The following is a 21265-nucleotide window of genomic DNA, read 5'->3' as shown; positions in this document are numbered from 1 at the left end:
GGGACCGCGGTGGCAGCAGCACCAGTCTGGAGTGTCGACCCCCGTACCGGGAAGCAGCGCGAGCAGGTTGCGGTGGAGGCCACAGCCCAGGAGGTGGACGCCGCCGTCCGCGCCGCGCACGCCGCCCGCGGGGCCCTCGCCGACCGCGCCGTGCGCTCCGCCTTCCTGCGCACCGCCGCCGAACAGCTGGAGGCGGCCAGGGACGGGCTGGTGGAGACCGCCGACGCCGAGAGCGCGCTCGGCCCGGTCCGGCTCACCGGCGAACTCGCCCGCACCTGCTACCAGTTGCGGGCCTTCGCGGACATCGTCGACGAGGGCGCCTTCCTCGACGTGATCATCAACCACCCCGACGACACCGCTGCCCCGCCCATCCCCGACCTGCGCCGCTACAAGGTGCCGCTCGGCGTCGTCGCGGTCTACTCCGCGTCCAACTTCCCCTTCGCCTTCTCCGTCGCCGGCGGCGACACCGCGAGCGCCCTCGCGGCCGGCTGCCCGGTCGTCGTCAAGGCCCACCCCGACCACCCCGCCCTGTCCGAGCTGGTCGCCAAGGTGCTGCGCCGGGCGGCCGCCGCGCACGGCATCCCGGACGGGGTGCTCGGCCTGGTGCACGGCTTCGAGGCGGGCGTCGAACTGGTCGAGCACCCGCTGGTGGCCGCCGCGGGCTTCACCGGCTCCGTCCGGGGCGGCCGGGCGCTGTTCGACGCGGCGGCGGCGCGGCCGGTGCCGATCCCGTTCCACGGCGAGCTGGGCTCGCTCAACCCGGTCGTCGTCACCGAGGCCGCCGCGGCCGAGCGGGCGGAGGCCATCGGAGCGGGCCTCGCCGGGTCGATGACGCTCGGCGTCGGGCAGTTCTGCGTCAAGCCCGGCCTGGTGCTGGCGCCGTCCGGCGCGGCGGGCGACCGTTTCCTGAAGTCGCTCACCGACGCCGTGAGCGACACCGACGCCGGTGTCCTGCTCGACCACCGGATGCGGGACAACTTCCTCGCCGGCATCGCCGAGCGCAGCGCGCTGCCCGGGGTGGAGTCCCCGGTGACGCCCGGCGCGGGCGGCGAGCACACCGTGAGCGCGGGCTTCCTGGTGGTGTCGGCGGACAAGCTGGCCGAGGAGGGCGCCTACGACGTGCTCCTGGAGGAGTGCTTCGGACCGGTCACCGTGGTGGCCCGCTACGAGGACGAGGCCGACGTGCGCGAGGTGCTGTCGCGGCTGCCGGGCAACCTCACCGCCACCGTCCACCTGTCCGCGGAGGAGGCCGCGGGCGAGGGACGCGGCGCGGAGATCCTGGCGGAGCTGACGCCGATCGCGGGCCGGGTGCTGGTCAACGGGTGGCCGACCGGAGTCGCCGTCGCCCCGGCCCAGCACCACGGCGGTCCCTACCCGGCGACGACCTCCACGTCGACGTCCGTGGGCGGCACGGCCATCGAGCGGTGGATGCGGCCGGTGGCCTACCAGGGCGCTCCCGAGGCGCTGCTGCCGCCGGAGCTGCGGGACGACAACCCGCTGGGCCTGCCCCGCCGCTTCAACGGCCGCCTCGAGCACTGAGCACCCCGCCCGGCCCGCGCCGTCACCCGCCTGGCAGACTCGCCGGATGGACGTCGAACTGCCGCCCCTGCCCTTCCCGCTGCGCACCTACGGCCCCGACGGCCACTGGTCCTACGAGGACGGGGTCCTCACCGGCTGGGCCGGTGCCCGGCAGGACCGGTTCGTACCGCCCGCCGGCGAGGCGGTGGACCCCGCCTCCGACGCGCCCCGGCTGCTCGGGGCGCCGGAGGGCGACTTCCAGCTGATCGCGCGCGTCACGGTCGGCTTCGCCGCGGCCTTCGACGCGGGAGCGCTCTACGTCCACGTCGGCGAACGGGCCTGGGCCAAGCTCTGCCTGGAGTACTCCCCGGACGTGCCCACGGTCTGCACGGTGGTCACCCGCGGCCACTCCGACGACGCCAACTCCTTCACCGTGCACGGCAGTTCGGTGTGGCTCCGGGTGAGCCGCACCGGCCGCGCCCTCGCCTTCCACGCCTCCCGCGACGGCGAACGCTGGACCTTCGTCCGGCTGTTCACGCTGGGCGGCGAGCAGGAGACTGGCGCGGCACTGGTCGGCTTCCTGGCGCAGTCGCCGATGGGGGAGGGCTGCGTGGTGACCTACGACCACATCGAGTTCCGGCCCAGCTGGCCGCGCGACCTGCGCGACGGAAGCTGAGCGTCCCCGCCGGGCCGTGCGCGGCCTCGACGAGCCGATCCCCCTCACCGCCCCGGCCCGCGGCCGTCGTACGCCCCCGCACCCGCCCGGGGAGCGGGGCCGGCGCCCCGCGGCGGCCGCCGTGCCGGGGCGCCGGCGCGGCGAAGGCGCCGGGGAACCGCCGGAGACCACCACCCCGCCCAGGGATCCGGCGGCACGCGCCCGCGGTCCCGGCACCGCCGGCCCGCTGTGCGCCGACGCGGTCCGCGGGGGCCGGCCCCGAGCGCCTGCCGCGCCGGTCCGGCCGGGCCGGGAACCGCGCCCGCGCCGGGCACGTCCTCCGCTGCGTGATCAGAACGCACCGGACCGCCGGCTCCCCGGTGGTCAGGACCGCCCTGCCCGCCGAGGCCCCGGCCGTCGCCGCGCTGCACGCCCGCGCCCGGTCGACGTACTACCCGGACGGCCTGCCCGACGACGGCACCGACTGGCCGGCCAGGTGGGCGGAGGCCATCGGGCGGGCCGACCGCCGGGTGCTGTGCGCGGTGCTCGACGGCCGCCTGGTGGGCATCGCCTCCTTCCGCGATCCGCGGGGCACGCCCGCGGAGCCCGTCGAGCTGCTGCAGCTGCACACCGACCCCGGCCACTGGGGCCGGGGCGTCGGCACCGCCCTGCACAGGGCCTGCGTCGAGGAGTGGCAGGCCGACGGCAGACGGACGGCCGTCCTCGCCGTGCACGTCGGCAACCTGCGCGCCCGGGCCTTCTACGCCGGCCGGGGCTGGGTCCCGGACCCCCGGCAGCCCCCGGCGGAGGACGACCACCACCTGCTCATGCGCCTCACCGTGGCCGGTGAATGACCAGCGCTGGTTGAACGTTCACGCATGCGGCGGAGGGAGTCTCCGTACCCGTGCGAGCCGACAGGAAACCCGAACCATGCGCGTCGAGATCTGGAGCGACATCGCCTGCCCCTGGTGCTACGTGGGCAAGGCCCGCTTCGAGAGGGCGCTCGCGGACTTCCCGCACCGCGACCGGGTCGAAGTGGTGCACCGGTCCTTCGAACTGGACCCGGGCCGCGCCAAGGACGACGTCCAGCCCGTCCTCACGATGCTGACGAAGAAGTACGGCATGAGCGAGGCGCAGGCGCAGGCCGGTGAGGAGAACCTGGCCGCGCAGGCCGCCGTCGAGGGCCTGGCCTACCGCACCCGGGGCCGCGACCACGGCAGCACCTTCGACATGCACCGCCTGCTGCACCTCGCCGAGGAGAACGGCAGGCGGGGCGAACTGCTGCAGATCCTGTACACCGCCAACTTCGCCGAGGAACGCTCCGTCTACGCCGACGACGAGCGGCTGGTGGAACTCGCCGTCGCCGCCGGTCTGGACGCCGCGGACGCCCGCCGGGTGCTCGCCGACCCGGACGCGTACGCCGACGCCGTGCGCGCCGACGAGCGCGAGGCCGCACAGCTCGGCGCGACCGGCGTCCCCTTCTTCGTCCTCGACCGGCGCTACGGCGTCTCCGGCGCGCAGCCCGCCGAGGTCTTCGCGCGGGCGCTGGCCCAGGCCTGGGACGAGCAGCAGAAGACGCAGGCCGGAGGGCATGCATAAGCACCCCTTGGGGCGATCACGCAGAAAACTGCCATGGACGGGGCGCCGGGCGGGGCTCAGAGTGGATCCATGGAGACCTTCGAGAGCCTCGTCCGTTCCGAGTTCGCCCCGAAGAACACCTATCTGAACACCGCGAGCAACGGACTGCTGCCCGCCCGGACCGTGGCCGCGCTGCACGAAGCGGCGCGGCTGCGTGCCGAGGGCCGGCCGCTGGGCTCGCTGCACGCGGACGTGGAGAAGGCCCGCGCCGCCTTCGCCCGGCTGGCCGGCGTCCCGGCCGGCCGGGTGGCTGCCGGGGCGTCGGTGGCCGCGCACACCGGGGTGATCGCCGCGTCGCTGCCGGCCGGCGCCGAAGTGCTCACCGCCGAGGACGACTTCACCTCCGTGCTGAACCCGTTCCACGTGCGCGGCGACCTGAAGGTGCGCGCCGTCCCGCTGGAACGGATCGCCGACTCGGTCCGTCCGGGCACCGCCCTCGTCGCGGTCAGCGCCGCCCAGTCCGCCGACGGCCGGGTCGCCGACCTGCCCGCGCTGCGCGAGGCGGCCCGGCGGCACGGGGCCCGTACGTACGTCGACTTCTCCCAGACCGCCGGATGGCTGCCGGTGGAGGCCGCCGCCCACGACTTCGCGGCCACGGTCTCCTACAAGTGGCTGCTCGGCCCGCACGGGGCGGCCTTCCTCGTCGTCCCGGAGGACTTCGGCGGGCTGACGCCGGTCCTGGCCGGATGGGTCGCGGGCCAGGAGCCCTGGCGGAGCTGCTACGGGCCGGTGACCGAACTCGCCGACTCCGCAAGGCGGTTCGACCTCAGCCCGGCCCTGTTCACGTTCGCCGGGCTGCGCCGCTCCCTGGAGCTGATCGAGGAACTCGGCGTGGACACCGTGCGCGCCCACGACCTCGCCCTGGCCGACCGCTTCCGCGCGGGACTGGCCGCACTGGGCCACGAACCGCTCCCGGCGCCCGGCTCGGCGATCGTGTCGGTGCCCGGGCTCGGCCACCGGCAGCCCGGGCTGAGCGACGCCGGCATCGAGGTCTCCGACCGCGCGGGCAACCTGCGGGCCTCCTTCCACCTGTACAACACCCCCGCCGACGTCGACCGGCTGCTGGACGTGCTGTCCGGCTGACCGGCCACGGCGACGGGGGTGCCGGCGGCGCCGCGGCGGGTCACCTCACGGGGGTGAAGTCCCGCGCGCCGATGAACTCCGGCCGCCGCACGGACGCCGCGAACGGCTCGACGGCAGCGTTCTCCACGCTGTTGAACACGATGAAGACGTTGCTGCGCGGGAACGGCGTGATGTTGTCGCCGGACCCGTGCATGCAGTTGCAGTCGAACCAGGTCGCCGAGCCCGCCTGGCCGGTGAACAGCCGGATGCCGTACCGCGAGGCCATCGCGGTCAGCGCCTCGTCGGACGGCGTGCCCGCGTCCTGCATCCGCAGCGACTTCTTGTAGTTGTCCTCGGGCGTGGCCCCGGCGCAGCCCAGGAACGTCCTGTGCGAGCCCGGCATGATCATGAGCCCGCCGTTGGTGTCGTGATTCTCGGTCAGCGCGATCGAGACCGACACCGTCCGCATGTTCGGCAGGCCGTCCTCGGCGTGCCAGGTCTCGAAGTCCGAGTGCCAGTAGAAGCCGCTCGCCCCGAAACCGGGCTTGACGTTGATCCGCGACTGGTGGACGTACACGTCCGAGCCGAGGATCTGCCGCGCCCGCCCGACGACCCGTTCGTCGCGCACCAGGTCGGCGAACACCTCGCTGATCCGGTGCACCTCGAAGACGGACCGGATCTCCTTCGACCTCGGCTCGACGACGGACCGCTCGTCGGCGCGGACCGCCGGGTCGCGGACCAGCCGCTCCAGCTCACGCCGGCAGACCTCCACCTCGTCCGGGGCGATGAGGCGGTCGACGGTGAGGAAGCCGTCGCGTTCGTACTCCTGGAGGTCGGCGGTGGAGATCGGCCCCGGCGTGTCCGGGGACCCCCAGACGACCGGGTCCTGGCGCGGGACGGTCACCTCACCGGTGCCGCGCGTCGGGTAGAGATCCTTCACGGGGGCGGTGGTCATGGTCCTCACACCTCCTCGGGCTCGGTGAGCAGGGGGTACACGCCGTTCTCGTCGTGGTCCTCCCGGCCGGTGACGGGCGGGTTGAACACGCAGACGCAGTGGAAGTCCTCCGCGACCTTCAGCGTGTGCCGCTCGTGGCCGTCGAGGAGGTACATGGTGCCGGGAGTGATCGTGTACGTGTTCCCGGTCTCGTGGTCGGTGAGTTCGGCCTCGCCCCTGGTGCAGACGACGGCCTCGACGTGGTTGGCGTACCACATCGACGTCTCGGTCCCGGCGTACAGGATCGTCTCGTGCAGGGAGAAGCCGACCCTCTCCCTGGCGAGGACGATGCGCTTGCTCTCCCAGGTGCCGGACGCGGCCCTCACATGCCGGTCGGTGCCTTCGATGTCCTTGAACGAGCGGACGATCACGGTGCTGCGATGCCTCCTAGGTGGGTGAATCGGGACGGCCGGTACGGCCGGGACGGTCCGGACGGTCCGGACGGTCAGGCGGTCTCGCGGACCGACCGGGCGAGGACGCTCAGGCCCTCGTCCAGTTCGTCGGGGCTGACGGTGAGCGCCGGGAGCAGCTTGACGACCTCGCTCTCCGGGCCGGACGTCTCGATCAGCAGCCCGAGTTCGAACGCGCGCCGCGCGACCTTCGCCGCGCGCCCCTTGTCGTGGAACTCCAGGCCCCACACCAGCCCGCGGCCCCGGTACTCCTTGACGTCGGCGAGGTTCTCCTCGGCGATGGCGGTCAGTCCCCGCTCGGCCTGTTCGCCGCGGGTCCGGGTCTGCTTCTCCATCGCGGAGCCGTCCGCCCAGTACGCCTCCAGGGCGGCGGTGGCCGTCACGAACGCGGGGTTGTTGCCGCGGAAGGTGCCGTTGTGCTCGCCCGGCTCCCAGATGTCCAGCTCCGGCTTGAACAGGCACAGCGACATCGGCAGGCCGTAGCCGCTGATCGACTTGGACACGGTGACGACGTCCGGCACGATCCCCGCCTCCTCGAAGGAGAAGAAGGCGCCGGTGCGGCCGCAGCCCATCTGGATGTCGTCGACGATCAGCAGCATGTCCTGCCGCGCGCACAGCTCGGCGAGCGCGCGCAGCCACTCGGGGCGCGCGACGTTGATGCCGCCCTCGCCCTGCACGGTCTCGACGATGACCGCGGCGGGCTTGTCGAGTCCGGAGCCCTGGTCCTCGAGCAGCCGCTCGAACCACAGGAAGTCCGGCACCCGGCCGTCGAAGTAGTTGTCGAACGGCATCGGCGTGCCGTGCACCAGCGGGACACCGGCCCCGGCCCGCTTGAAGGCGTTGCCGGTGACGGCGAGCGAGCCCAGCGACATGCCGTGGAAGGCGTTGGTGAACGACACGATCGCCTCGCGCCCCTTCACCTTCCGCGCCAGCTTCAGCGCCGACTCCACGGCGTTGGTGCCGGTCGGCCCCGGGAACATGACCTTGTACGGCAGGTCGCGCGGCCTGAGCACGAGGTTCTGGAAGGACTCCAGGAAGGCGCGCTTGGCGGTGGTCGACATGTCGAGCCCGTGGGTGACGCCGTCGCGCTCCAGGTAGTCGATCAACGCCCGTTTCAGGACCGGGTTGTTGTGCCCGTAGTTCAGCGAGCCGGCTCCGGCGAAGAAGTCCAGGTACTCGTGGCCGTCCTCGTCGTACATGCGGCTGCCCTGCGCGCGGTCGAAGACGGTGGGCCAGCCGCGGCAGTAGCTGCGCACCTCGGACTCGACGGTCTCGAAGACGCTCAGGTCGGGCTGGGTGATGGTCACGGCGAATCGCTCCTCGTGGCGTGGGGGAGTGCGTGCGGGAGTGCTGGGGGTGTGGGGGAGTGGCCAGTCAGCGGGAGAGGGGGCCGATGCGGTGCAGGACCTCGGCCTCGTGCGGACCGTCGGGGAACAGGTCCGGGCCGAACAGCACCTCGCGCTCCACCCGTGCGCCGTGCCGCTCGGCGAACGAGGCGAACAGGCGCTCGGAGGCGGTGTTGTCCGGGGTGACGGTGGTTTCGAGGGTGGTCAGCCCGTGCTCCGTGACGGCCCGGGCCGCCAGGGCGTCGAGCAGTGCGGCCGCGAGCCCCCGCCCGCGGTACGCCCGGTCCACCGCCACCTGCCAGACCAGCAGGGTGCGCGGACGGTCCGGCCGTACGTAGCCGGTGACGAAGCCGACCGGTTCCCCGTGCTCGGCGCGGGCCACGGCCGTGGTACCGGCGAAGTCGCGGCACCACAGCAGATAGCTGTAGGACGAGTTGACGTCGAGGGTCTTCGAATCCTTCGCGATACGCCACAGCGCGGCGCCGTCCGCGACCGACGGACGGTCTATTTGCAGTTCTGCTTGTGCGGCAGTCATGCAAATTGAACTTACCGAGGGAATTCCAAAAATGCATCGCGCGAGGGGGTTACCCGCGCAGGGGTCCTGTGTTATCGCGCGCGGCGCGTGCGGCTGCGCGGGGATGGTCCGGAAAGTGCCGCTTTGGCCGTGATGAACAGTGATAAAACGGCCAGGATGTGTAACGCGTCACACCCGTGAAACCCCCACGGGACCTGCCCGAAACACGCCGGTCGACGTTCGCAAAATCTTCGCGTTTAGCCGGAAGGAAAGCGGGCAGAAGACGAAGGGAAACTACTCTCGGATAAACCTCGGAATTACCCCTGAATTAGGTGTTGCTAATCCTGCTGACGCGATACCGCGCCCTGTGCCGCCCGGTCCGCCGCCTCCGTGTCCACCGCCAGGCCCCGCTCCGCCAGCGCGGCGCCGAGCGCCGCCAGGCAGCGCCGTACCGTCTCCGGGGACGCGTCCGGCCCGTAGTGGTTGACCCGGATCATCTCCTTGGCCAGCGCACCCCCGCCCGCGGCCAGCGGCAGTGCGGGGTCGCTCTCCAGGGCGCGCGCCACCAGCTCCGACGCGTCCGTCTCCGCCGGCACCCGCAGTGTGGTGGCCACCGGCGCCGCCTCCCGGGCCTCGCGCACGTACGGCTCGAGCCCGCCGCCCATCGCGAGGGCGCCCGCCCGGGCCGCGGCGGCGGCCGACGCGTGCCGGGCCGTCACCGTCTCCAGTCCCGACGCCTCGATCCGCTCCAGGCACGCCTCCAGCGCGAGCATCTCCAGCTGCGCCGGGGCGTGCAGCAGCGCCTTGCGCCCGCCGTCGATCCAGCGCTCCTTCCAGTCCAGCAAGGACAGGTACGACCGGCGCGGGGCCCGCGGGTTCGCGGCCATCCGCGCCCACGCCCGGGCGCTCACCGACACCGCCGAGACGCCGGCCGGCCCGCCCATCGCCTTCTGCGCCCCGATGACGCACAGGTCCACGCCCCACGCGTCCGGCAGCACCGGCTCCGCGGCGACCGAGGCGACGGCGTCCAGGTAGAACAGCGCGCCCCGCTCCCGCACCACCTCGCCGATCTCCGCGACCGGGTTGGTGTTGCCGGTCGCCGCCTCCGCGTGCACCAGGGACACGAAGTCGATCTCCGGATGCGCCTCGAAGGCCTCCCGGACCTGCTCGGCGTGCACGGCGGTGTGGAAGGGCACCGCCAGGTCGACGACCGTCGCGCCGCAGTCCCGCAGCCAGTTGCCGAAGGTCTGCCCGTACGGGCCGGTGATGACGTTCAGTGCGGTCGTCCCCGGCCCCGCCGTCGCGCGGATCGCGCCCTCCAGGGGCAGCAGGGCCTCGCCCTGCGTGATCACGACGTCCTGGCCGGTGCCGAGCAGCCGTGCCACGCGGTCCTCGATGGAGGCGAAACGTGCGGCGCTCAGCGGCGCGAGGTCCAGAAGGGGGTGGGTCACGGCAGTGCTCTCTTCTCGCCGGCGGGGTGGACGCGGTGGACGAAGTCGAGGGTAATCGGTGCCTCGGCACCGCCTCCGACCGGCACTTCTCAGGCAGGGCGGCCCCGAGACCATGGAATTGATTTGAGATAGTCAAAGTTCTCCTTATAATCGGAACCCACAGTTCACCCACAGGAGGTCCCCCGTGCACACCGTCCCCGGGCGCCGGATCCGCGTTCTGGCCGCCACCACCGCGACGGCCGGGCTGGTCCTCGTGGCCGGCTGCACCTCAAGCGACAGCGGCGGCAGCGGCAGCCGGACCGCGGCCGGCGGGGTCGAACTGGTGAAGGCCGGACAGCTCACCACCTGCACCCACCTGCCGTACCCGCCGTTCCAGTCGGAGATCGGCGGCAAGGTGCGGGGCTTCGACGTCTCCCTCGTCGACCTGGTCGCCGAGGACCTGGGTGTGCGGCAGCAGATCGTCGACACGCCGTTCGAGAACTTCAAGACCGGCGCGTTCCTCAACTCCGGCCAGTGCGACCTGGCCGCGGCCGGCATGACCATCACAGAGGAGCGAAAGAAGAACGTCGACTTCTCCGTCCCCTACTTCGACGCCACCCAGGCCGTCCTCGCCGACCGCGGCAGCGGCGTCCACTCGCTCGCCGACGTCAAGGCCAAGGGCCTGAAGCTCGGCGCCCAGGCGCAGACCACCGGCGAGGACCACGCCAGGAGCAAGGGCTTCGACCCGGTCTCCTTCGAGTCCTCCGACGCCGTCCTCAACGGTCTGCGCACCGGCCAGGTCAAGGCCGTCATCATCGACTACCCCGTCGTCCAGGGCTGGCTGAAGAACAAGGCCGACGCCGGCGCCTTCGAGGTGGTCGACAACCTCGCCACCGGTGAGCAGTACGGCTTCACGGTGAAGAAGGGCAACACGAAGCTCCTCGCCGCCGTCGACGCGGCGATCGAGGACGCGAAGGCCGACGGCACGTACAAGAAGCTGTACGAGAAGTGGATCGGCCCCTACGACGCCTCGGCCGCGTCGCCCTCCGCCTCATGACCGACACGGACCTCCGCACCCCCACCCCGCCCCGCGGGAAGGGGCTGACCCGGCGGCAGAAGCGCCGTCTGTCGCGCGGTGCGCAGTACGTCGTCTTCGTCGCCGCCGTGGCCGCCTTCGCGGCCTCGGCCGACTGGGGACGGCTGGGCAACCAGTTCGCGCAGCAGGACATCGCGCGGCGGATGTTCCCCGAGATCATCACGCTGGCGCTGAAGAACACCGTCCTGTACACGGTGTCCGGCTTCGTCGTCGGGCTGGCCCTCGGCATGGTCGTCGCGCTGATGCGGCTGTCGCCGGTCGGCCCCTACCGCTGGCTCGCCGGCGTCTACATCGAGATCTTCCGCGGCCTGCCCGCGCTGCTGATCTTCATCTTCATCGGCGTCGCCGTACCGCTGGCCTTCCCCGGCACGGAGATCGTCGGCGGCACGTACGGCAAGGTCGCCCTCGCGCTGGGCCTGGTGGCCGCCGCGTACATGGCCGAGACGATCCGCGCGGGCATCCAGGCGGTGCCCAAGGGGCAGATGGAGGCGGCCCGTTCGCTGGGCTTCTCGCCCGCCCGGGCCATGGTCTCCATCATCGTTCCGCAGGCGTTCCGCATCATCATCCCGCCGCTGACCAACGAACTGGTGCTGCTGTTCAAGGACTCGTCGCTGGTGCTGTTCCTCGGCGTCACCCTGGAGGAGCGCGAACTGTCCAAGTACGGCCGCGACCTGGCCAGCACGACCGCCAACTCCACGCCGATCCTGGTCGCCGGCCTGTGCTACCTGCTGGTCACCGTCCCGCTCGGCTTCGTCGTCCGCCGCCTGGAGGCGAAGGCCCAGGAGGCCGTCAAGTGAGCCCTGCCGCAGAGATCCGCCTCCAGGGGCTGCACAAGTCCTTCGGCGACACCGAGGTGCTGCGCGGCATCGACCTGGAGATCGCCCAGGGCGAGGTGGTGTGCGTCATCGGACCGTCCGGCTCCGGCAAGTCGACCCTGCTGCGCTGCGTCAACCTGCTGGAGGAGCCCACCCGCGGCCGGGTCTTCGTCGGCGGCGTCGAACTCACCGACCCCGACGTCGACATCGACGCCGCGCGCCGCCGTATCGGCATGGTCTTCCAGCAGTTCAACCTCTTCCCGCACCTCACCGTCACCGAGAACCTCACCCTGCCGCAGCGCCGGGTGCTGCGGCGGGACAAGGCGACGGCCGCGCGGGTGGCCGCCGAGAACCTCCGGCGGGTGGGCCTGTCGGAGAAGGCCGGAGCCTACCCCGCCTCCCTCTCCGGCGGCCAGCAGCAGCGCGTGGCCATCGCCCGCGCACTGTCGATGGGGCCCGAGGTGATGCTGTTCGACGAGCCGACCTCGGCGCTCGACCCCGAGCTGGTCGGGGACGTGCTCGCGGTGATGCGCATGCTCGCCGACGAGGGCATGACCATGATGGTCGTCACGCACGAGATGTCCTTCGCCCGCGAGGTCGCCGACCGGGTCGTCTTCATGGACGGCGGCGTGATCGTCGAGGACGGCACGCCGGGCCAGGTCATCGGCAGCCCCCGCCACGACCGCACCCGCCACTTCCTCTCCCGCCTGCTGGACCCGGCGATGGCCGACGTGGAGGAGGAGACCTCGGACCGGGTGGCCCAGGGCGAATAGCCGGTCACTAGAGTGCCGTGCATGAGCGATCAGGCGGTGCTGCACGTGAAGGGCCGGGTCCTGGCCGGGCCCGACGACGTCCGCGACGAGCTGTGGGTCGTCGGCGGACGGATCTCCTACGACCGTCCCGCCGGGGCGCGCGACGTCCGCAGCGTCGAGGGCTGGGCCCTGCCCGGCCTCGTCGACGCGCACTGCCACGTCGGGCTCGGCCCGCACGGCCCGGTCGAGGAGGACGTGGCCGAGAAGCAGGCCCTGACCGACCGGGACGCGGGCACCCTGCTGATCCGCGACGCCGGCTCGCCCTCCGACACCCGCTGGATCGACGACCGGGACGACCTCCCGAAGATCGTCCGGGCCGGCCGGCACATCGCCCGCACCCGCCGCTACATGCGCGGCTACGCCTGGGAGATCGAGCCCGACGACCTCGTCGAGTACGTCGCGCGGGAGGCGCGCCGCGGCGACGGCTGGGTGAAGCTGGTCGGCGACTGGATCGACCGCGACCTCGGCGACCTGGCCCCCAGCTGGCCGGCCGACGCGGCCCGGGCGGCCATCGCCGAGGCCCACCGGCTCGGCGCCCGCGTCACCGCCCACTGCTTCGCCGAGAACTCCCTGCGCGACCTGGTCGAGGCGGGCATCGACTGCATCGAGCACGCCACGGGCCTCACCGACGACCTGATCCCGCTGTTCGCCGAGCGGGGCGTCGCCATCGTCCCGACGCTGGTCAACATCGCGACGTTCCCGCAGCTCGCCGCGGGCGGCGAGGCGAGGTACCCGCAGTGGTCGGCGCACATGCGCCGGCTGTACGAACGCCGCTACGACACCGTGCGCGGCGCCTACGACGCCGGCATCCCCGTCTACGTCGGCACCGACGCCGGCGGTCACCTCGCCCACGGCCTGGTGGCGGGCGAGGTGGCAGAACTGGTCACCGCCGGAATCCCGGCCGTGGCGGCCCTGTCCGCGACGACCTGGGGCGCGCGCGCCTGGCTCGGCCGTCCCGGCCTGGAGGAGGGCGCGCCGGCCGACCTCGTGGTGTACGAGGCCGACCCGCGGGCGGACGTGCGGGTGCTGGCGGCTCCGCGCAGGGTGGTGCTGGAGGGCCGGGTCGTCGGCTGAGCGCTCCGCCCCGCCGCGGGGGAGTCCCGGCCGTAATCGAATGCGTTCACGGGGAACACCCGTAGGGGTGAACTGGTGCCGTATGGACGCCAGTTCACCCCTGCGGGCGTAACTCTTGGCGGGTCCCGAGCTGTCTCTTCTGGGGGTCCCACCACCTTGAACGGCAACAGTTTCCGCATGCCCGCACGCCGGCTCGCCACCGTCACGGCGGTCACCGCCCTGGCCGCCGGTCCCGCGGCCATGGCAGGCTCCGGCTCCGCCCACGCGACCGCCGACCACGGCCGCGCGAGCGCCGTCGTCCTGCGCACCGGGCTCGACGTCGGCCTGCTCGACAAGACCGTGCACGTCCCGCTCACGGTCTCCCTCAACCAGGTCGAGGCGCCGCGGAGCGCCCGGAAGACCGCGCTGACCGCCCGGCTGGACGGCGTCGACGGCGGGAAGCCGTTCAGCGTGCTGAGCGCGGAGGTGGCGGACGCGCAGGCGACGGTCACCGCCGACCGGGCCGAGGGCTCCACCACCCTCGCCCACGCCCGGCTGCACGTGCCCGGCCTGCCGCTGCTCTCGCTCGTCGAGGTGCAGCAGGTCACCGCGAAGGCCACCTGCGAGGCCGGGAAGGCGCCGGTCGCCTCCGCGAACCTGCTCGGCGCGGTCACGGTCCTCGGCAAGAAGATCACGCTCACCCCCGGCGGTCCGACGAACGTCGAGGTGCCCGGCATCGGCGAGGTGCGCCTGGACCTGTCGCAGAAGCGGACCACCTCACGCACGGCGGCCGCGACCGCCCTCCGACTGAAGGTCTCCGTCAACCCGCTGAAGCTCAACGTCGCCGAGGTGGAGGGCACGCTCACCCTGGCGGAGGCGACCTGCGAGGCTCCGCCCGCGCCCGCGGGCCAGAGCGCGGACCCGGCACCGCAGAGCCCGGACCCGGCCGGTGACGTCAGGCCGCAGGGCGCGCCCGCGAGGGAGGCGGGGCTGGCGGAGACCGGCGGCAGCTCGGCGACGCCGTACGTCGCGGGCGGCGCGCTCGTCCTGGTCGCGGCGGGCGGCGGAGCGCTGGCGCTGGCCCGACGGCGCAGGAGCTGACCGCTACGGGACCCGCAGGCACGGAGCCCGCCGACGCTGTCGCGTGCGGAGGCCTCCGGCCCGCAGGGGGCCGGGGGCGCGGCCCTTCCCGGGGGCGTGTGGTGGTGCCGTGGGCGGGGTGATCACCGCGTTCGGGCGGGGGTGACGGCGGTCCGGCGTCCTGGGCCGGGGCGTGCGGGCGCGGATCGTGCCGGTGGTGCGGGTGCGGGTGCGTCGGTCGGGAGGGGCTGGGGGTGCGGCCCTTCCCGGGGGCGTGTGGTGGTGCCGCGGGGTGGTCGGCCTCTCGGGCGGCCCGGCGGTGTGCGGGGCGGGCCTCCCGGGGCCCGTGACCGTCCCGGCCCGGAGGGGCGCCGTCGCGTGGCCGGGGCGGCGTGCCCGCCGCCCCGGCCTCCGCTCCGCCGCGCGGTTCCAGGACGCCCGTCACAGGCCCCGCGGCAAGGCCCGTTCCAGGGCGCGCAGGAACGAGTCGGCCGTCGGCCGGTCCCGCACCGCCAGCCGCAGCCACTGGTCGCCCAGCCCGGGGAACGTGTCCCCGCGCCGTACCGCGAACCCCAGCTCGCGCAGCCGCCGGCGCACCTCGGTGGCGTGGGGCAGCCGGACCAGGACGAAGGGGCCCTCGGCGGGCCCCGCCACCCGCAGCCCCCGCGAGGCGAACGCGCCGAGCCCCGCCACCAGATGGGCCCGGTCGGCGGCGATGCGGTGTGCCGCGTGGGCCGCCTCCGCCAGCGCCCGCGGCCCGACGCAGGCCGCCGCGGCGGCCAGCGCCGGCGTCGACACCGGCCACAGCGGCTGGGCGCGCTCCAGTTCGGCGATCGTCTCCGGGGCGGCCAGCACGTATCCGATCCGCAGCCCCGCCAGCCCCCACGTCTTCGTCAGACTCCGCAGGACGACGAGCCCCGGCACGTCGGTCCGCCCGGCCAGGGCCTCCCGCTCGCCCGGCACCGCGTCCATGAACGCCTCGTCCACCACCAGCGTCCGCCCGGGACGGGCGAGCGCGGCGACGGACCCGGCCGGGTGCAGCACCGACGTCGGGTTCGTCGGGTTGCCGATCACCACCAGGTCGGCGTCCTCCGGGACCGCGGCGGCGTCCAGCCGGAAACCGTCCGCCGCCCGCAGCAGCACCCGGTCGACCGTGTGGCCCGCGTCCCGCAGCGCCGCCTCCGGCTCCGTGAACTGCGGATGCACCACCACCGGCCGGCGTACCTTCAGCGCCCGCGCCAGCAGCACGAACGCCTCCGCCGCGCCGGCCGTCAGCAGCACCCGCTCCGGCGGCAGTCCGTGCCGCGCGGCCACCGCCGCCCGCGCGGCCCGCCCGTCCGGATAGGCGGCCAGCCCGTCCAGGGACCGGGCGATGTGCTCGCGCAGCCAGACCGGGGGCGTGCCGGTCCGGACGTTCACGGCCAGGTCCACCAGCGCCGAGCCGTCGTCGCGGACCTCGGCGTCCCCGTGGTGGCGCAGGTCAGGCCCGGCGGCCTCCTCAGTGGGCATGGGCGTGTCCGCCGTGGTGGTGCCCGTGGTGGTGATGGTGGCCGTCGTCGTCCGGGTGGAAGTGCGGCTGCTGCGGCGCGCCCACCTTGTCCTCGAAGCCGGGCAGCGCGATGCGGTACACGCAGCTGTCGCAGTTCATCCGCAGATCGCCCTTGACGGCCTCCTGGTACCGCTCCATCACCAGGTCGAGCAGCTCCGGTTCGGGGCCGATGACGTCCGCCGAACGCACCTCCAGCTCCGGGTGCGCGGCCGCCCACTGCTCGGTCTGCCGCCGCACCCGGTCCGGCAGGATCCCCGTGAACAGGAAGTACGGCAGTACGACGATCCGCCGCGCGCCCAGCTTCGCGCACCGGTCGAGGCCGCTCGGCACGTCCGGCGCCGCCAGCGACACGAACGCCGTCTCCACCCCGGCGTACCCGCGGCCCTCCCACAGCAGCCGCGCCGCCTTGAACACCTCCGCGTTCGCGTCGGGGTCGGTCGAGCCGCGCCCGACCAGCAGCACGGTCACGTCCGACCGGTCGCCGGACGGCCGGTCGCCGGACGGGTCCCCGGCCGCGCCCAGCGCCTCCTCCAGCCGCCGCTCCAGCACGTTCAGCAGCGACGGGTGCGGGCCCAGCGGACGGCCGTAGGTGTACGAGATCCCCGGGTGCCGTTCCTTCTCGCGGGCCAGCGCCGCCGGGATGTCCCCCTTGGCGTGCCCGGCGGACACCAGCATCAGCGGCACGGCGGCGAAGCGGCGCACGCCCCGCTCCACCAGCTCGGCGACCGCGTCGCCGAGCGGCGGCGGGGACAGCTCGATGAAGCCGCCCGCGACGGGCAGTTCGGGGTGGCGGCGGCCCAACTGCCGCACGAAGTCGCGGAACGCCTCGGCACCGGCGTCGTCCCGGGTGCCGTGGCCGGCGATGAGCAGGGCGGGCGGCGGGGTGGTCACGATGTCTCCTCGGAAAGCGGAACGGAGTGGTACAGCAGGGCGTTCAGCGCGGCGGCGGCGACCGCCGACCCGCCCTTCTCGGACACGTTGCTCACGGCGGGCAGCCCGCTCGCGCGCAGCGCGGCCTTGGACTCGGCCGCGCCGACGAAGCCGACGGGCAGGCCGATGACGAGCGCGGGGGAGGCGTCCAGCGTCAGCAGCTCCTCCAGGGCGGTCGGCGCGCAGCCGATCACCCACAGGGCGCCGGGGCCGACCTGCTCGTAGGCCAGCCGCACCGCGTGCGCCGAACGCGTCAGCCCCGGACCGGCCTCGGCGTCCTTCAGCCGGCAGACGGTCTCCCGGCGGGTGATCCCGGCCGCGACCATCTCCACGTCCACCACGACGGGCGCCCCGGCGTGCAGCGCGGCGTGCGCCGCGGTCAGCTCGTCCTCGTCCATCACCAGGTCGGCCGCGTAGTCGAGGTCGGCCGCGGAGTGGATCACCCGCTCCACGACCGCCCGGGTCAGCGGCGGGAAGTGCGAGGTGTCCAGGCGGGCGCGCAGCCGCCGGAAGGACTCCTGCTCGATGGGGTGCACCACACGGGTCGCCCGGTTCACCGCGCCTCCTCCTGCCAGCGGTAGCCGCGCGGCGTCACCATGCGCCCGGCGATCTCCCGGGTCGCGGTGTTGCCCACGGTCACGACCGTCATCATGTCGACCGTCGCCGGGTCCAGTCCGGCCAGCGTCGTCACCCGGCCGGCCTCGTCCGGCCGGGAGGCGTTGCGCACGACGCCCACCGGAGTCGTCGGCTCCCGGTGTTCGGCGAGGATCGCGAGCGCCTTCGGCAACTGCCAGTCACGGCCGCGGGAACGGGGGTTGTAGAAAGTCACCACGAGGTCCGCCTCGGCCGCCGCCCGCACCCGCCGCTCGATGACCTCCCACGGCGTGTGCAGGTCGGACAGGCTGATCGACACGTGGTCGTGGCCGAGCGGCGCGCCCAGGATCGCCCCGGCCGCCAGCGCCGCCGTCACCCCCGGCACGCCGACCACGTCGATGTCGTCGGACGCCTCGGCGAGCGCGGGGGACGCCATGGCGTACACGCCCGCGTCGCCGCTGCCGATCAGCGCGACCGCCCGCCCCCCGCGGGCCTCGGCGACGGCCGTGCGGGCCCGCTCCTCCTCGGCGCCGAGCCCGGACTCCAGGATCCGGGTGCCGGGCCGCAGCAGATCGCGGATCTGGTCGACGTACTGGTCGAGCCCGACCAGGACCGAGGCGCGCCGCAGTTCGGCCTTGGCGCGCGGGGTGAGCAGGTCGCGGGCGCCGGGACCGAGCCCGACCACCGCGAGCCGGCCGCGCCCCGGACGCCGTACCACGGCACACGTCGCCATCGCCGACTTCCGCTTGGGGACGAGGAGTTCACCGCCCCCCAGCAGGGCCGCAGCCTCGGCGACGGACGGCGTCCCGACGGCGGCCAGCGGCGCGTCGGACGGGTTGGGCACGTCGACGGCCGCCAGTTCCCCGGCCGGGTACGTCACCAGCGGCACCCCGAGCCGTTCGGCCGCCGCGACGATCCCGGGCTCGTCGGCCTTCGCGTCGACGGTGGCGAGTTCCGCGACGCTGCGCGCGGACAGCCCCGCCTCCCGCAGCGCCTCCTCGACCAGCCCGAGCACCTCCTCGGCGGGCGCGCCCTTCGACGCGCCCACGCCGACCACCAGGGACGGCGGCCGCAGCAGCACCTCGCGCTCGCCGGCCTCCACGGCCCGGTCCGTCAGCCGGACGGTGTACGAGCCGTGCGCCGCCGTCGGCAGCGCGGGCAACGGCCACGGCACCTCCGCCTCCAGCACGACGGGCTCGCCGTCGAGCAGGGCGCGGGAGACCGCCGCCACCGCGCCCTCGCAGGGCAGCCCGAGCGTGTCGAGGCCCGGCAGCCCCACCGCGTCCGTCGCCGTCGTCACCACCGGCTCGGCGCCCAGCAACTCCCCGACCGCGCGGGCGAGTTCGTTGGCGCCGCCGCCGTGGCCGCCGACCAGCGGCACGGCGAACCGGCCGCCCTCGTCCACGCACACCACGCCCGGGTCGGTCCGCTTGTCGTCCAGCAGCGGCGCCACCAGCCGCACCACGGCACCCGTGGCGAGGAAGCACACGAGCTGCTCGCATTCCGCGAACGCCGTCCGTACGGCGTCCCCGACGGGACCCTCGTACACGCGCGTGCGGTCCGGCCACGCCGCGGCCAGCCGGTCGCGTGCCGCCGCCCCCGCCGCGGTGGCGGAAATGAGGCCGATCACAGAGCAACTCCTTCACGAGAGAACGGGGTTCTGACACCCCACAGCAGGAACACGGGATTGGCCGCCGCCAGCCGGGTCACGTCCCCCGGCAACGGCGCCAGCCGCGACGACTGCAACAGCACCCCGTCGCAGTCGAGCCCGGCGCCGGTGAGCGCCTCGCGGGCGGCCGGCACCCGGTCGAGCGCGGCCATCGCCACCACGACCGTCCGCCGGGCCCGCCGCGCGCACGCGGTGACCACGGCGGGCAGGTCCCGCCCGCCGCCGCCGACGAACACGGCGTCGGGGTCGTGCGGGGAATCGAGGCCGTCCAGCACGCCCGGCGCCGACCCGTGCACGGTGCGCACGTCCACACCGTGCGCGGCCGCGTTGGCGCGGATCCGCTCGACGCCGTCCCGGGTCTTCTCCACCGCGGTGACGGCCGCGCCGAGCCGCGCGCACTCCACCGCCACCGAGCCGGAGCCCGCGCCGACGTCCCAGACCAGGTCGCCGATCCGGGGCCCGAGCCGGGCCAGCGCCAGCGCCCGCACCTCGAACTTGGTGATCATCGAGTCGCGGTGGGCGAACGCGGACTCCTCCAGTGCCCACCCGGCGGGCCCGGCCGGCGCCCCGGCGACCGTGCGCACCCCGCCGAGCGCCCGCGCCTCGTCCAGGCACAGCACCACGCTGACCGCGCCGCCCCAGTCCCGGGCGGCGGCCTCGGCGGGCGTCACCCGCTCCACCCGCTCCTCCGCCAAGCCCAGCGCCGACGCGACCACCAGCACCCGCGGCTCGGACCGCAGTGCGGCCCCCAGCTCGGCGGGCCCGGCGCCCGGCCCCGTCAGCACGGCGACCTTCGGCCGCGCCCGGCACACGTTGACCGCCGTCCGCAGCGCCCGCCCGTGCGCGGAGACCACCACGGCGTCGTCCCACGGCAGCCCGACGCGGGCGAACGCGGCGGCGACGGAGGACACCCCGGCCCGCACGTCCAGCCGCTCCGCCCCGAACCGTTCGGCCAGCGCCCGCACGATCCCGAAGAACCCGGGGTCGCCGGAGGCCAGCACGACGACCCGGCCGCCCTCGCCCAGGTGCCGTTCGACGGCGTCCATGGCCGGCGCCAGCGGACCGAGCACCACCCGCTCGGCGCCGGCCGGCACCGGCGCGGCCGACAGATGCCGCCGCCCGCCGACCACCAGCCGGGCCCCGGCCAGCACATCGGGCGGCACCGGCGCCCCCGTCCCCGTGCCGACGACGGTGATCACGTGTTCGCACCCCGCGCGCGCAGGGCCCTGCGGGCCTCCGGGTCGGCCTTGCGGAAGCCGTGGAAGTGACCGGGGTGGTACAGGTGCGAGCGCGTGCCGTGCGCGTCGAGGGCCGGGCCGACCAGGAACAGGGTGTGCTTCCAGAGCTTGTGTTCCTTGACCGTCTCCTCCAGCGTGCCGATCGTGCACCGCACGAGCAGCTCCTCCGGCCAGGTCGCCTGGTAGGCGACCACGACGGGCGTGTCGGTGGGGTACCCGCCCTCCAGCAGCTCCCGCACCAGCTGGCCGCTGCGCGCCGCCGACAGGAAGATCGCCATCGTGGTGCCGTGCCGCGCGAACTCCCGCACCTCCTCGCCGGGCGGCATCGGCGTCTTGCCGCCGCCCAGCCGGGTCAGCACGACGGACTGCGCGACCTCCGGAACGGTCAGCTCCCGCTGCGCGAGCGCGGCGACCGCGGAGAACGCCGACACCCCGGGCACGACCTCCGTCGCGATGCCGATCCGGGCACACCGGTCGAGCTGCTCCTGGGTGCCGCCCCACAGCGCCGGGTCGCCGGAGTGGATGCGGGCGACCCGCAGACCGTCCCGGTGGGCGCGTTCGTAGACGGCGACGACGTCCTCCAGCGACATCGTCGCCGAGTCGAGGATCTCCGCGTCCTCGCGCGCGTGCCCGAGGACCTCCGCCTGCACCAGGCTGGCCGCCCAGATCACGACGTCGGCCTCGGCGATGGCGTGCGCGGCACGGAACGTCAGCAGGTCGGCGGCGCCGGGGCCGGCACCGACGAAGGTCACCTTGCCGGCGGGGGCATCGGCCATGGGGATCGGTCCTCTCCTGAAGGAAACGGGCATTCAGTACGTGATCGGTCGTCGGACGTGCGCGAAGGGGCGCCGATCGGATAACA

Annotated in this window: 21 protein-coding genes; 10 read left to right on the top strand and 11 right to left on the bottom strand. The window is 74.3% G+C overall.

Going from position 1 to position 21265, the window contains the following annotated elements; genetic code table 11:
• Positions 1-9 precede the first annotated feature (9 nt).
• The 5 genes from VKA29_RS12275 to VKA29_RS12255 all read left to right on the top strand — a co-directional run bounded on the left by VKA29_RS12275 (position 10) and on the right by VKA29_RS12255 (position 4894).
• Positions 10-1539, top strand: a complete 1530-nt coding sequence (locus VKA29_RS12275) for an aldehyde dehydrogenase (NADP(+)) (RefSeq protein WP_324785458.1) — start codon at positions 10-12, stop codon at positions 1537-1539.
• A 46-nt stretch (positions 1540-1585) separates the two neighbouring features.
• Positions 1586-2194: a DUF1349 domain-containing protein gene (locus VKA29_RS12270; protein WP_324785457.1), complete on the top strand. Its 609-nt coding sequence runs from the start codon at positions 1586-1588 to the stop codon at positions 2192-2194.
• 329 nt (positions 2195-2523) lie between these two features.
• The gene (locus tag VKA29_RS12265; protein ID WP_324785507.1) at positions 2524-3027 is read left to right on the top strand and encodes a GNAT family N-acetyltransferase; all 504 of its coding nucleotides are present in this window, start codon (positions 2524-2526) and stop codon (positions 3025-3027) included.
• A gap of 76 nt (positions 3028-3103) precedes the next feature.
• Positions 3104-3772 (top strand): DsbA family oxidoreductase, encoded by a 669-nt coding sequence (locus tag VKA29_RS12260; protein ID WP_324785456.1) that lies wholly within the window; start codon positions 3104-3106, stop codon positions 3770-3772.
• A gap of 69 nt (positions 3773-3841) precedes the next feature.
• Positions 3842-4894, top strand: a complete 1053-nt coding sequence (locus VKA29_RS12255; RefSeq protein ID WP_324785455.1) for an aminotransferase class V-fold PLP-dependent enzyme — start codon at positions 3842-3844, stop codon at positions 4892-4894.
• 40 nt (positions 4895-4934) lie between these two features.
• On the opposite strand, the gene thpD is transcribed toward VKA29_RS12255, so the two are convergent.
• The 5 genes from thpD to VKA29_RS12230 all read right to left on the bottom strand — a co-directional run bounded on the left by thpD (position 4935) and on the right by VKA29_RS12230 (position 9588).
• Positions 4935-5828, bottom strand: a complete 894-nt coding sequence (gene thpD / locus VKA29_RS12250; protein ID WP_324785453.1) for an ectoine hydroxylase — start codon at positions 5826-5828, stop codon at positions 4935-4937.
• Between the two features lie 5 nt (positions 5829-5833).
• On the bottom strand, positions 5834-6238 hold the full coding sequence (locus VKA29_RS12245) for an ectoine synthase (protein WP_324785452.1): 405 nt from the start codon (positions 6236-6238) through the stop codon (positions 5834-5836).
• Positions 6239-6312: 74 nt separating this feature from the next.
• Entirely contained in the window at positions 6313-7584 is a 1272-nt protein-coding gene (gene ectB, locus VKA29_RS12240) for a diaminobutyrate--2-oxoglutarate transaminase (protein ID WP_324785451.1), read from the bottom strand.
• Between the two features lie 67 nt (positions 7585-7651).
• Positions 7652-8158 carry a diaminobutyrate acetyltransferase gene (gene ectA / locus VKA29_RS12235; protein WP_324785450.1) on the bottom strand — a complete coding sequence of 169 codons (507 nt, stop codon included), beginning with the start codon at positions 8156-8158 and terminating at the stop codon, positions 7652-7654.
• Positions 8159-8475: 317 nt separating this feature from the next.
• Positions 8476-9588: a pyridoxal-phosphate-dependent aminotransferase family protein gene (locus VKA29_RS12230; RefSeq protein WP_324785449.1), complete on the bottom strand. Its 1113-nt coding sequence runs from the start codon at positions 9586-9588 to the stop codon at positions 8476-8478.
• Between the two features lie 184 nt (positions 9589-9772).
• Between VKA29_RS12230 and VKA29_RS12225 the strand changes: the two genes are divergently transcribed.
• From VKA29_RS12225 to VKA29_RS12205, 5 genes are all read left to right on the top strand, one after another.
• The gene (locus tag VKA29_RS12225; protein WP_324785448.1) at positions 9773-10624 is read left to right on the top strand and encodes a transporter substrate-binding domain-containing protein; all 852 of its coding nucleotides are present in this window, start codon (positions 9773-9775) and stop codon (positions 10622-10624) included.
• Positions 10621-11460: an amino acid ABC transporter permease gene (locus VKA29_RS12220; protein ID WP_324785447.1), complete on the top strand. Its 840-nt coding sequence runs from the start codon at positions 10621-10623 to the stop codon at positions 11458-11460. Before VKA29_RS12225 ends, VKA29_RS12220 begins: the two co-directional genes overlap by 4 nt.
• On the top strand, positions 11457-12251 hold the full coding sequence (locus tag VKA29_RS12215; RefSeq protein WP_324785446.1) for an amino acid ABC transporter ATP-binding protein: 795 nt from the start codon (positions 11457-11459) through the stop codon (positions 12249-12251). Before VKA29_RS12220 ends, VKA29_RS12215 begins: the two co-directional genes overlap by 4 nt.
• 21 nt (positions 12252-12272) lie before the next feature.
• Positions 12273-13364, top strand: coding sequence for an amidohydrolase family protein (locus tag VKA29_RS12210; protein WP_324785445.1), 1092 nt, complete (start codon positions 12273-12275; stop codon positions 13362-13364).
• Between the two features lie 156 nt (positions 13365-13520).
• Entirely contained in the window at positions 13521-14444 is a 924-nt protein-coding gene (locus VKA29_RS12205; protein ID WP_324785444.1) for an SCO1860 family LAETG-anchored protein, read from the top strand.
• A gap of 420 nt (positions 14445-14864) precedes the next feature.
• Here VKA29_RS12205 and cobC read toward each other — a convergent pair whose 3' ends face one another.
• From cobC to cobM, 6 genes are read right to left on the bottom strand one after another with little or no spacing between them, the layout of a single operon-like run.
• On the bottom strand, positions 14865-15932 hold the full coding sequence (gene cobC, locus VKA29_RS12200) for an Rv2231c family pyridoxal phosphate-dependent protein CobC (protein ID WP_324785443.1): 1068 nt from the start codon (positions 15930-15932) through the stop codon (positions 14865-14867).
• Positions 15922-16863, bottom strand: coding sequence for a sirohydrochlorin chelatase (locus VKA29_RS12195; protein ID WP_324785441.1), 942 nt, complete (start codon positions 16861-16863; stop codon positions 15922-15924). Before VKA29_RS12195 ends, cobC begins: the two co-directional genes overlap by 11 nt.
• Positions 16860-17459 (bottom strand): precorrin-8X methylmutase, encoded by a 600-nt coding sequence (locus VKA29_RS12190; RefSeq protein ID WP_324785440.1) that lies wholly within the window; start codon positions 17457-17459, stop codon positions 16860-16862. Before VKA29_RS12190 ends, VKA29_RS12195 begins: the two co-directional genes overlap by 4 nt.
• Positions 17456-19126 (bottom strand): precorrin-3B C(17)-methyltransferase, encoded by a 1671-nt coding sequence (gene cobJ, locus VKA29_RS12185; RefSeq protein WP_324785439.1) that lies wholly within the window; start codon positions 19124-19126, stop codon positions 17456-17458. The genes VKA29_RS12190 and cobJ overlap by 4 nt, the downstream gene beginning before the upstream one ends.
• On the bottom strand, positions 19123-20364 hold the full coding sequence (gene cbiE, locus VKA29_RS12180; RefSeq protein ID WP_324785438.1) for a precorrin-6y C5,15-methyltransferase (decarboxylating) subunit CbiE: 1242 nt from the start codon (positions 20362-20364) through the stop codon (positions 19123-19125). Before cbiE ends, cobJ begins: the two co-directional genes overlap by 4 nt.
• A complete protein-coding gene (gene cobM / locus VKA29_RS12175; protein WP_324785437.1) occupies positions 20361-21179 on the bottom strand; it encodes a precorrin-4 C(11)-methyltransferase in 819 nt (272 codons plus the stop codon). The genes cbiE and cobM overlap by 4 nt, the downstream gene beginning before the upstream one ends.
• Positions 21180-21265 lie beyond the last annotated feature (86 nt).

Origin of the sequence: Streptomyces sp. H51 (assembly GCF_035656535.1) — a bacterium.
Taxonomy (GTDB): Bacteria; Actinomycetota; Actinomycetes; order Streptomycetales; family Streptomycetaceae; genus Streptomyces.
Note: the sequence above shows the minus strand (reverse complement) of the source record. Positions and strands in the feature narration are given on the sequence as shown.

Bases quoted from the DNA above. Each gene is read 5' to 3' on its own strand.
- VKA29_RS12270 (WP_324785457.1), top strand. From the start codon at position 1,586: ATGGACGTCGAACTGCCGCCCCTGCCCTTCCCGCTGCGCACCTACGGC.
- VKA29_RS12260 (WP_324785456.1), top strand. From the start codon at position 3,104: ATGCGCGTCGAGATCTGGAGCGACATCGCCTGCCCCTGGTGCTACGTG.
- VKA29_RS12255 (WP_324785455.1), top strand. From the start codon at position 3,842: ATGGAGACCTTCGAGAGCCTCGTCCGTTCCGAGTTCGCCCCGAAGAAC.
- thpD (WP_324785453.1), bottom strand. From the start codon at position 5,828: ATGACCACCGCCCCCGTGAAGGATCTCTACCCGACGCGCGGCACCGGT.
- ectA (WP_324785450.1), bottom strand. From the start codon at position 8,158: ATGACTGCCGCACAAGCAGAACTGCAAATAGACCGTCCGTCGGTCGCG.
- VKA29_RS12220 (WP_324785447.1), top strand. From the start codon at position 10,621: ATGACCGACACGGACCTCCGCACCCCCACCCCGCCCCGCGGGAAGGGG.
- VKA29_RS12210 (WP_324785445.1), top strand. From the start codon at position 12,273: ATGAGCGATCAGGCGGTGCTGCACGTGAAGGGCCGGGTCCTGGCCGGG.
- cobC (WP_324785443.1), bottom strand. From the start codon at position 15,932: ATGCCCACTGAGGAGGCCGCCGGGCCTGACCTGCGCCACCACGGGGAC.
- cobM (WP_324785437.1), bottom strand. From the start codon at position 21,179: ATGGCCGATGCCCCCGCCGGCAAGGTGACCTTCGTCGGTGCCGGCCCC.